Annotated in this window: 11 protein-coding genes; 8 read left to right on the top strand and 3 right to left on the bottom strand. The window is 56.8% G+C overall.

The genetic code is table 11. From position 1 onward, the window contains the following. The first annotated feature begins 239 nt into the window (after window positions 1-239). Genes ruvX through ACH2EH_RS19740 form a run of 4 tightly spaced genes read left to right on the top strand, consistent with a single transcriptional unit; the run spans window position 240 to window position 2525 of the window. Complete coding sequence (gene ruvX / locus ACH2EH_RS19755; protein ID WP_395144373.1) at window positions 240-650, top strand: Holliday junction resolvase RuvX; 411 nt, start codon at window positions 240-242, stop codon at window positions 648-650. Between the two features lie 41 nt (window positions 651-691). After that, entirely contained in the window at window positions 692-1582 is an 891-nt protein-coding gene (mltG, locus tag ACH2EH_RS19750; RefSeq protein ID WP_395144371.1) for an endolytic transglycosylase MltG, read from the top strand. Further along, window positions 1579-2085 (top strand): YqeG family HAD IIIA-type phosphatase, encoded by a 507-nt coding sequence (locus ACH2EH_RS19745; RefSeq protein ID WP_395144369.1) that lies wholly within the window; start codon window positions 1579-1581, stop codon window positions 2083-2085. Before mltG ends, ACH2EH_RS19745 begins: the two co-directional genes overlap by 4 nt. Continuing rightward, on the top strand, window positions 2082-2525 hold the full coding sequence (locus ACH2EH_RS19740; RefSeq protein WP_395144368.1) for a GNAT family N-acetyltransferase: 444 nt from the start codon (window positions 2082-2084) through the stop codon (window positions 2523-2525). The genes ACH2EH_RS19745 and ACH2EH_RS19740 overlap by 4 nt, the downstream gene beginning before the upstream one ends. Here ACH2EH_RS19740 and rpiA read toward each other — a convergent pair. The 3 genes from rpiA to ACH2EH_RS19725 form a co-directional block, all read right to left on the bottom strand. Then, window positions 2510-3205, bottom strand: coding sequence for a ribose-5-phosphate isomerase RpiA (gene rpiA / locus ACH2EH_RS19735; protein WP_395144366.1), 696 nt, complete (start codon window positions 3203-3205; stop codon window positions 2510-2512). The two genes, ACH2EH_RS19740 and rpiA, sit on opposite strands and share 16 nt — an antisense overlap. A gap of 22 nt (window positions 3206-3227) precedes the next feature. Then, on the bottom strand, window positions 3228-3908 hold the full coding sequence (locus ACH2EH_RS19730) for a class I SAM-dependent methyltransferase (RefSeq protein WP_395144364.1): 681 nt from the start codon (window positions 3906-3908) through the stop codon (window positions 3228-3230). Window positions 3909-3993: 85 nt separating this feature from the next. Then, window positions 3994-4938, bottom strand: a complete 945-nt coding sequence (locus ACH2EH_RS19725) for a ketose-bisphosphate aldolase (protein ID WP_395144375.1) — start codon at window positions 4936-4938, stop codon at window positions 3994-3996. A 105-nt stretch (window positions 4939-5043) separates the two neighbouring features. Between ACH2EH_RS19725 and ACH2EH_RS19720 the strand changes: the two genes are divergently transcribed. From ACH2EH_RS19720 to ACH2EH_RS19705, 4 genes are all read left to right on the top strand, one after another. Continuing rightward, a complete protein-coding gene (locus tag ACH2EH_RS19720) occupies window positions 5044-5595 on the top strand; it encodes a TetR/AcrR family transcriptional regulator (RefSeq protein ID WP_395144363.1) in 552 nt (183 codons plus the stop codon). A 15-nt stretch (window positions 5596-5610) separates the two neighbouring features. Continuing rightward, a complete protein-coding gene (locus ACH2EH_RS19715) occupies window positions 5611-7065 on the top strand; it encodes a TolC family protein (protein ID WP_395144361.1) in 1455 nt (484 codons plus the stop codon). A gap of 15 nt (window positions 7066-7080) precedes the next feature. Further along, a complete protein-coding gene (locus tag ACH2EH_RS19710; RefSeq protein ID WP_395144359.1) occupies window positions 7081-8658 on the top strand; it encodes an efflux RND transporter periplasmic adaptor subunit in 1578 nt (525 codons plus the stop codon). A 2-nt stretch (window positions 8659-8660) separates the two neighbouring features. Then, window positions 8661-9301, top strand: a 641-nt coding sequence (locus ACH2EH_RS19705) for an efflux RND transporter permease subunit (protein WP_395144357.1), incomplete at its 3' end; no start/stop codon positions are given.

Raw genomic sequence — 9301 nt, 5'->3', positions numbered from 1 at the left:
TTCCCCCCGTTGCTACTTTCCCACACCATGATAATACTCACCTTCTGGCTAAACACTCCGCTCCAACAAAGTAAAGCGGAAAACAAATTTCAGCAAATCTTCGTTCGCTTCCAAGAGTTTATCCGTTCTATTTTTGTTTGTCAAGCAGGTGTTTGCTCCCGGTCTTTTGTCCTGATCTCTTGCTTCTCTAATGCCCGAAGTTGGTCAGTGGTTCCCCGGTTGTGATAGAACTAACACCAGTGAGATTGCTGGGAGTTGACCTGGGAACAAAGCGCATCGGGATTGCTGTGGCCGATGCGTTAGGCTTTGGGGCGTACCCCTGCGTAACTCTCGTGCGGGCACGCTCTCGCGCAGAGGATATCGCGGCGATTCTTGGCTGGGCGGAGCGTGAGGCGGTGGATGCTATTGTGGTGGGGCTACCGCTGAGCTTTCAAGGCACTAAGAACGACTGGACACTCCACTGCGAAAAATTTTCTGCCACTCTTGCACAAGCAACCCCACTGCCGATAATCCTCCAGGACGAGTTTCTCTCGTCGCAAGAGGCGCAGGCTGATCTGATCGCTGCCGGAGTCTCACGCAAACGGCGCGAGGCGGTGATTGATCAGGCCGCAGCGGTACAAATCCTAGAAAGTTACTTGAGAAGCCGGTGAACAGACAAATACGGGCTACTGGGGCTCTACTTATACTTATTATGCCTATATCCACACTTATGCTCGTGGGCTGTGGCAGTGATGGGCGTCCCGTGGTCGTCGGGCCAGGTGCTGGTGTGGTTGAGGTGCGTGTGCCCGAGGGCGCGAGCATCTCTCGGGTCGGGCACCTGCTGGAAGAGAAGAAGATTATTCGCTCCGCGGGCTACTTCAAGAAAGTGGCGACAGGGACAATCCTGCCGGGAATCTATGCCTTCTCACCCTCCGACACTCCCGAGGCAATCTACCAAAAGCTCAATCGTGGCGAGGTTTCCTCGACCCGCGTGACGATCCCCGAGGGCTTTACGATCAAGAAGATCGCAGCGCGGCTAAAAGAAAAAGGCGTGCTGGCGGACGAGAGCGAGTTCTTGCAGCTCACGGAAGGGCTCGAAGGCAAGCTCTTCCCCGATACCTACGCCTTTGCCAAAAATGTCACCGCTAAGGAAATTGTCAGCCAGCTCGGCGGACAATTTCAGAAGCAGACCAAGGCACTGACGCTAACCCGGGAGGCGCTGATTGTTGCCTCACTGATCGAGCGAGAGGCGGAGACCGATGAGGATCGTCCCAAGATTGCGGGGGTGATCTACAACCGGCTAAAGAAAAATATGCGGCTCCAGATAGACGCGACGGTGCAGTATGCGCTGCCCGAGCACAAGGCGCGCTTGCTTTTTGCGGATCTCAAGATCAACTCGCCCTACAACACCTACCTACATGCAGGGCTTCCCCCTGGCCCGATCTGCAGCCCTGGCCTGCCGTCGCTTAAAGCCGCCCTCGCTCCCGAGACAAGTGACTATCTTTTCTACGTTCAGGGTGAGGCCAAGGGCCATGTTTTTGCGAAGACATTTGCTGAGCACCGCGCTAATATCGCCCGTGTCCGCCGGAGTGCCCGCCCATGAGTTTGCTCAAAACCGACCGGATGATCCGCCGCGTCAGTGAGCTGGACTTGGCCTGGCTGCACGGGCGAGGCATTCGCGGGATTGTTTCTGATCTGGACAACACGCTCGCTGCGTGGCACGGCGATGAGATTCCTAGTGATATTTTAGAGTGGCTGGAGGCCGTCAAAGCCGCTCGAATCGGGGTCTGCCTCTGCTCCAACACCCGCCGCCCAGTGCGCTTGGCACGGATTGCGGAGACGCTTGGAATTCACCATGTCCCGGGCAACGCCGGAAAACCGGGGCGAGCGGGCGTGCTTAAAGCCCTGGAACTAATGGCGGTTCTTCCCAACGAGGCCACCATGGTCGGTGATCAGCTCTTCACTGACATGGTCGCTGGAAACCGTGTGGGGCTCACCACGGTGCTCGTCAACCCGCTGGCTGACCAAGAGTTTATCGGCACCAGGCTCATCAGTCGCAACGCCGAAAAGTTAATTTTGCGCGGCGAGCGTGCTCGGCCAAAATGAACCTCATTTGTCGCCTCGTTGCCACGGACGACGACCTCGCGGCGTGTCTGTCGCTACGACGTCGAGTGTTTACCGAGGAGCAGTGCGTCCCTGAGGAGATCGAGCGGGATTGCGATGATGCGTCGGCGCTCCACTTTCTGGCCTGGGAGAGCAACACGCCCGTTGCCGTGGCACGGGTCGTCAATAAAGGCTACAGGGTTGCGAAGATCGGGCGGGTGGCGGTACTTTCAGCGCGGCGTGGTGAGGGAATCGGGGGGGCGCTGATGGAGTTTGTTCTTACGACCCTAGTCGAATATGGCTTCACGCAGGCGCTTCTGCACTCCCAGGAACCCGTGGTGGGCTTCTATGAGAAACTAGGGTTTGTCATTGAGGGCGAGCGCTTCTTTGAAGCCGAAATTCCTCACTTCGCTATGTGTAGACGTCTCTATTCCACGGGGTAGACGGCTTCGACGCGCCCATCAGGGTGGCCCAGGAGCATTCGCTTTGCCAGCCCGATAAAGATGCCCGTCTCCACAACACCGGGCATAATCTTGAGGCGTTTGTCTAAGATTGCGGGCCGCTGGATGATCCCAAAGGGCAGATCGAGAATATAAAGGCCGTCGTCGCTGATAAACGGCTCCCCATTGGCAAGAAGGCGCAGATGGGGCGTAACTTCAAACTCCTCTTTGAGCTGGCTGACCAAATTCTGTGTGGCAAACGGCACGATGGCGATGGGCAAGGGAAAGGCTCCGAGGTGCGCCACACGCTTGCTGGCATCGGCTATGACCACAAGCTCCCCGGAGGCCGCCGCCACGAGCTTCTCGCGGAGTAGGGCACCGCCGGCCCCTTTGATCAGATCGAGCTTGGGATTGGCTTCATCGGCACCGTCTATGGTGAGGTCCGGACGGGTCTGGGGGGTCAGCGGCACTAAGGGGATTCCCCAGCGCAACGCGTGGGCCACGGTCGCTTCCGAGGTAGGAATGCCACGAATTTTCAAGCCCTCGGTTTGAACACGCCGCCCGAGTGCCTCAATGAAAAAAGCCACGGTTGAGCCCGTTCCGATCCCGACAATCATACCGTCGTGAACCAGCTTAGCCGCCACTTCTCCTGCCGCCTGCTTACCGATGTTTGCGTCGCTCATTCAGTCATCTCTGTGGTTGCCACTAGCTAGGCTTATTTGCGGAGACAAAGAGACTTCCTATTTTTCGGTGAGAAGCATCTAGTACGGGATCAAATTCTCGGAGTTGGACATCGGTAAAACCAACATCCGTAAGCATTTTATGTGCAGTTTCGAAATCGTAGGCAAATTTATGCTCTTCTGATTGCCTGAAATGGAAATTAATATGTTCCATTGGAGTCGTGCAGTAGTCAGGGTGCCATTTATGGATGTTACATTGCTCGATATAGCCTTCTTTTCCTTTAGATATATAATCTTTGAGTGGCCACTCTGTTTCGGGGACGCTGAAATGAAATGTTCCTCCTGGCTTTAATATTCGTAAACATTCTTTAACTAATTTATAAGCCGATGTAGGGTATTCAAAGTGTTCTAGGCAGTGCTCTGAAAAGATGAAATCGCAAGATCCAGATTCAAAAGGGAGATCTTTTCTTAAATCCAGAGTGACATCACCTCCAGGGAACAAATCAACATTCAGAAAACCCTCTTTTTTTTGATCACCTGAACCCAGATTAATCTTTGTTGGTTTATAGAGTGAGTGTTTTTGTATATACTGAAGGCCTTGACGATGGTACACGGAGATGCGGCGCTCGGTAAAGATGACACGCCAAGCGGCTTGTTCCGATGGTGAGAGGAATCTTCCAAAGAGTTTGAAAAAGAGTGTTTCCATTATTGATTCTTGTGTTCTGAGAGGGGGACACCATCCAGTAGAGCCCCTAAAAATTCAGGGGCTCATTAGGAAGAAAGACTAATCTTTAAAGGGACTCGCGGACACTGGAAAGCTGTCCGGCGCTGCCTAGGAGTTCGTTGCGGCTGGCGATGAACTTTGCGTACTCGACGATGAAGATCTTGCCGGGGGTGCGCAAATCAAAATCGCTGGGTTTGTCCTTGAAGAACTCGCGATGAACACGAGTCCAGACTAGGCGGCCGTCGGTGTCAATGTTCACTTTGCAGACACCTAGCTTTGCAGCGGGCAGATACTGTGCGGTGTCTACGCCTTTAGCACCTTTAAGCTCGCCACCTGCGGCATTGATACGCGCCACTTCGTCTTGAGGAACCGAGGACGAGCCGTGCATGACGAGGGGATAGCCGGGAAGCAGATCCTGGATAGCTTTCACGCGGTCGAAGTGGATTCCTTGGCCGCCCGCGAACTTATAGGCGCCGTGGCTGGTTCCAATGGCGCACGCGAGCGAGTCGCAGCCGGACTGCTTGACAAATTCCAGGGCCTCGTCGGGATCGGTCAGGCAGGCATTTTTCTCGTCTACTTGCACATGCTCCTCGACACCTCCCAGCATGCCCAGTTCCGCCTCGACTGAGATTCCTTTGGCATGGGCTGCATCCACAACGCGCTTGGTGATGGCGATATTCTCCTCAAATGGGGAGTGGCTAGCGTCAATCATCACTGAGCTATAAAAGCCTGACTCGATACACTCATAGCAAGTCTGTTCATCGCCATGGTCTAAGTGCACCGCGAAGATCGCCTCGGGGAAGATCTCCTCTGCGGTGCGGATCATGGCCTCCAGCATGCGCTTATCGGCGTAGCTACGTGCGCCTTTGGAGAGCTGAATAATAAAAGGAGCCTGGCTATCAATGCAGCCTTTGAAAAGGCCCATGATCTGCTCAAGGTTGTTGATATTGTAGGCACCCAGGGCGTACTTGCCGTACGCGTGGGCGAAGAGTTGTTTGGTTGCGACAATCATTTCGGCCTCAGTGTAGCGCATCCAAAAAAAAAATTCCACCCGGGCCTTGACAAACTGACTGACCAGACGGTATTTTAAAAACTGACCGGACGGTCAGGAATTACCATGAGAAAACCAGAAAAACTAGAGGAGCTACTCAATGCCGCGCACAACGTCGTTATGCGCGATGGGGTCACGCGACTCACGCTGGAGCTGGTGGCGCGGGAAGCGGGGGTTAGCAAGGGCGCGGTGCTCTACTACTTCCCCACGAAAAACGCACTTATCGGCGAGATGCTCAAGACCCATCTGGAGCGCAATCGCCAGCTCTGGATGGACTGCCTCGCACAGGAGCCCGAAGGCGTGCCGGGGCGTGTGACACGGGCCTGGATCAAAAGCGTTCGCCACTGTGCAGGGGTGAAAGCGCAAGAAGGGGCAGGCATGCTCGCTGCTATCGCTAACGATCCTGCGCTTTTGCGCATCATTCATGAGCGAATCGCTGTCTGGAAACAGGAACTCGAAAACGACGGCTTGCCTGCGGAGCGCCAGCAAGTGATTCAGTACGCTATGGATGGGATCAAGTTTTCCGAGCTCATGGGGATGAATCCTCCCGAGGGCGCGAATCGGGATCAACTGATTGACTATCTCCTGAAACTGGCGACCCCAGGGTCGTCTCTCTAACAACCTAAAATAAAAATGAGACATCAAAAAAAGACTTTCTTTCTCCTCCTAGGCGTGACATTCCTGCCGCTGGTGAGCTGGTCACAGCAGCAGCCCCTCACTCCGATTCGTACTCTTGAGGAGGCGCTCAAGCTTGCTCAGGAGAAGAGTCCCAGCCTGCGGCAGTCCAAAGAGCGTGCGCTCAAGACCCAGCAGACCATCAATCAGATTCTTGCGGGGCGCAAGCCACAGGCCAGTGTGCGCGCCAGCTACACGCGCCTGCTCAACGGTGGTTCCGGTTTTGGCGGTGGGGGCGTGGCGGGTGGCGGCGCGGTGCAGAATCCTTTCCCCGTCCTGCTCCAGAACGCTCCCCCAGGAGCGCAGCCTGTTCAGTTGCCCGCTGCAAGCCGTGCAGAAGCAACTCCTACCCCCACTCCCCCCGCGAGCTCGGGTGGTTTTGGCAGTGGGATAGATCTGAATCAGCAGTCCGTGAGCCTGAGCATCTCGCAGAACCTTGATCTGGCGGGCGTGATTAAGCTGGCCAATCAGCTCGGGGATCTGGAGCTTGAGGTTCAGGTACTGGATTACCAGCGCTTGTTAATGGACACGAAGTACACGGTTCGTAGCGGCTACTACGGCCTCTTGCGAACCGAGTCGCTCTTGAAGGTATCGGCTGCCGCAGTGGCGCAGAGTGAAGAAGCCCTCAAGGTGGCACGCTCGCAGTTCAATGCCGGAACAGTCGCGCAGTTCGATGTGCTCCGGGCGCAGACCCAGCTTGCCAATAACCAGCAGAGCCTGATCTCGGCGCGTAATCAAGTGCAGCTCTCTAAGAATGCTTTTGCCAATAGTCTAGGCGTTGATCCAGGGACACCCGTTGAGCTTGCTGCCCCGACCCAGATGAAAGAGAAAGATCCACTTCCTACACTGGATGAGGCCAAGCTCATCACGACGGCGCTCGCAGCCCGGCCCGAGGCGCGGCAGACGGAGATCTCTCTCACCAAAGCGGCGAAGAATATCCAGCTCTATGGTAAGGGGCTTGCGCCTTCGCTTGCAGCAGTGCTCTCCAGCACTTACAACCCGAACCCGGCCTTTATCAGCAATTCGACCACGGGCTCTCTCTCGGTAGCACTCACGGTTCCCCTGAGCGATGGTGGGTCGTCTAAGGCGCAAGCGGAAGCCGCTCGTTCTGATCAGCGCGCCGCCGAGATTCAGAAAGAGCAGTTCCAGCACGGTATCAAGGCCGAGGTGCAGCAGGCCATTATCGCCGTGAAAGATGCCCACGAACGTGCTCAAACAGCCTGGGGAGCCGTTGATCAAGCCCGCGAGGCGTACCGCATTGCGCAGGTTCGTTTCCGTGAGGGCGTGGACACTCAGCTCTCTGTAAACGATGCGCAGACCGCGCTCACCCAGTCTGAAACCAATATTGTCAATGCTCGCTACGACTACCTTACTGCGCTGGCTCGCTTGGACCGCGCCCTAGGAAAAGAATAAAAAAGAATAAAAAGAATGAAAAACAATCTAGCTATCGCCACTGTTCTGAGCCTTGCATTTCTGGCGGGGTGTGCGCCCCAGAAGAAGGCGGACGAGAAGAATCCGGAGCTGCGGGCGGTGACCAACGCGGGAACGCCTGTGCGTGTTGCGGTTGCCACAGAGAAAGAAGTAGTCCGCGCGATCTCCGTGACGGGCTCCATTGCGGCCACTCAGACTGTTGAGCTGGGAGCCAAAGTGAGCGCCCGTGTGAGCTTTGTTGCGGTTCGTGAAGGCGAGCTGGTTCGCAAAGGCCAGCTTGTTATCCAGCAGGACTCCTCGGACTACGACTCGCAGGTACGCTCCTCGGAGGCGAGTATCAAGAGTGCCGAGGCGGGGATTAAGAACGCACAGGCCACGATCGAGAGCGCGAGGGCGGGCCACCAGAGTGCCCAGGTCAAGCTCGCGCAGTCGCAGACCAATCTTAAGCTCACAGGAACCCAGAGCGATGCGGGTGTCAAAGATGCCGAGCAGCAGCTTGCGTCGGCAAAGGCACAGCTTGAGATCGCCAAAAAGCCTCAGCGCACCCAGGAAGTCGCGGTCGCCGAGAACGCCGTAGCGCAGGCACAGGCCAACTACGAGCGCGCCGCCAGTGATCGAAAGCGCTACGCGATCCTAGTGAAAGAGGGAGCCGCCGCCCAGATCACGCTCGATCAGTACATCAATCAAGAGCGGGTCGCCAAAGCCGCGCTCGACTCGGCCAAGTCTCAGTTAGAGCTGGCTCAGATCGGGGGGCGCGATGAGTCCGTGCGCCAGGCTCAGACGGCAGTGGCTCGTGCGGAGTGGGGGCTGAAGCTGGCAACGTCTAACACGCAGCAAGTGGATGTCCGCACGGACGATATCAAGGCGGCGCGGGCGGGAGTGAGCCAGGCGAAGGCGGCGCTCGGGCAGGCACAGGCCGGGCTCTCCTCGGCGCAAGCGCAGCTTGCTCAGGCACGCGCCGGGCTGGCTTCCGCGCAGCAGCAAGTCTCCAATACGAAGATTTTCTCCTCACTGGAGGGGATCGTCTCCAAACGAAGCGCCGAGGTCGGGCAGCTTGCCGGGCCGAGTGGCTCTCTTTTAACGATTGTCGCGCTGGATACTGTCTTCTTTGAGGCGCAGGTTCCCGAGACCGAGATCGCGCAGGTGAGGCTAGGGATGCCGGTCACGGTGGCAGTGGATGCGTTATCGGGGCGAGCCTTTGCGGGGCAAGTTACTAAGCTCTACCCGACTGGGAGCACATCAAGCCGGAACTTTGTGGTGCGGATCGCGGTTCCGAACACGGCTCGCATGCTGCGTCCTGGGATGTTTGCACGGGGCAGCGTGGTACTCGAAAAACGGCGCGGAGTGCTTGCCGCCAAAGACGCGCTGGTCAAGAGTGAGGAGGGGGAGTTCGCTGTTTTTGTCGCAAACGGAAATATTGCCGAGCAGCGCAAAGTGATCCTCGGCGTGACAACCGCAGAGACTGTGGAGATTCGCAGTGGCGTGCGGGCTGGCGAACAAGTGATTGTTGTGGGCCAGAACTCCCTACGCGATGGGGCTACGATCCGTGTGATCACGGACGTGGCGGAGAAATAACTATGTGGCTGACAAACCTCTCGATTAAACGTCCCGTCGCAATTCTCATGCTGATCGGGGCGCTGCTGGTGATGGGCTTGCAGGGCTTCTTTAAGATGCCCGCGGAGCAAGACCCCCGTGTGGAGTTTCCCTTTGTGAGTGTCAGCACGGTCTATCCGGGCGCGGGGCCAGGAGAGATCGAGACGCTTGTCACCAAGCCTATCGAGGATGCGGTCGGCTCGGTTAATGGCGTCAAAAATGTCACCAGCACCAGCCAGCAGGGGGTTTCGGTAGTCGCAATTGAGTTCCTGCTCAGTGTGAATGCTGATGTGGCCGCTGCCGATGTGCGGGGCAAGGTAGATGCCATCCGTGCCCGCCTGCCCCGCGAAGTGGATGCTCCCACGATCCAGAAGGCCAATACCAGCGCCGCTCCGATTCTTTACATGGCGATGCGCTCTAAGATCGGGCGCAGCAATAAAGAGATCCGTGATCTCGCGGACCGCGTGGTGAAAGATCAGCTCGGGCAGGTCTCCGGGGTATCGTCGGTGATTGTGACGGGCGGCGATCGGCGTGAGCTGCGTGTGAGCCTGGATAAGAACCGCTTAGACGCCTACGGCCTGACGGTTACCGAGGTCGCGTCCGCGATCAAAGCCCAGAACCTCAA

This window comes from Armatimonas sp., from assembly GCF_043760365.1.
GTDB lineage: Bacteria > Armatimonadota > Armatimonadia > Armatimonadales > Armatimonadaceae > Armatimonas.
The sequence above is the reverse complement of the archived record's forward strand: the minus strand, read 5'-3'. Positions and strand labels throughout refer to the sequence as shown.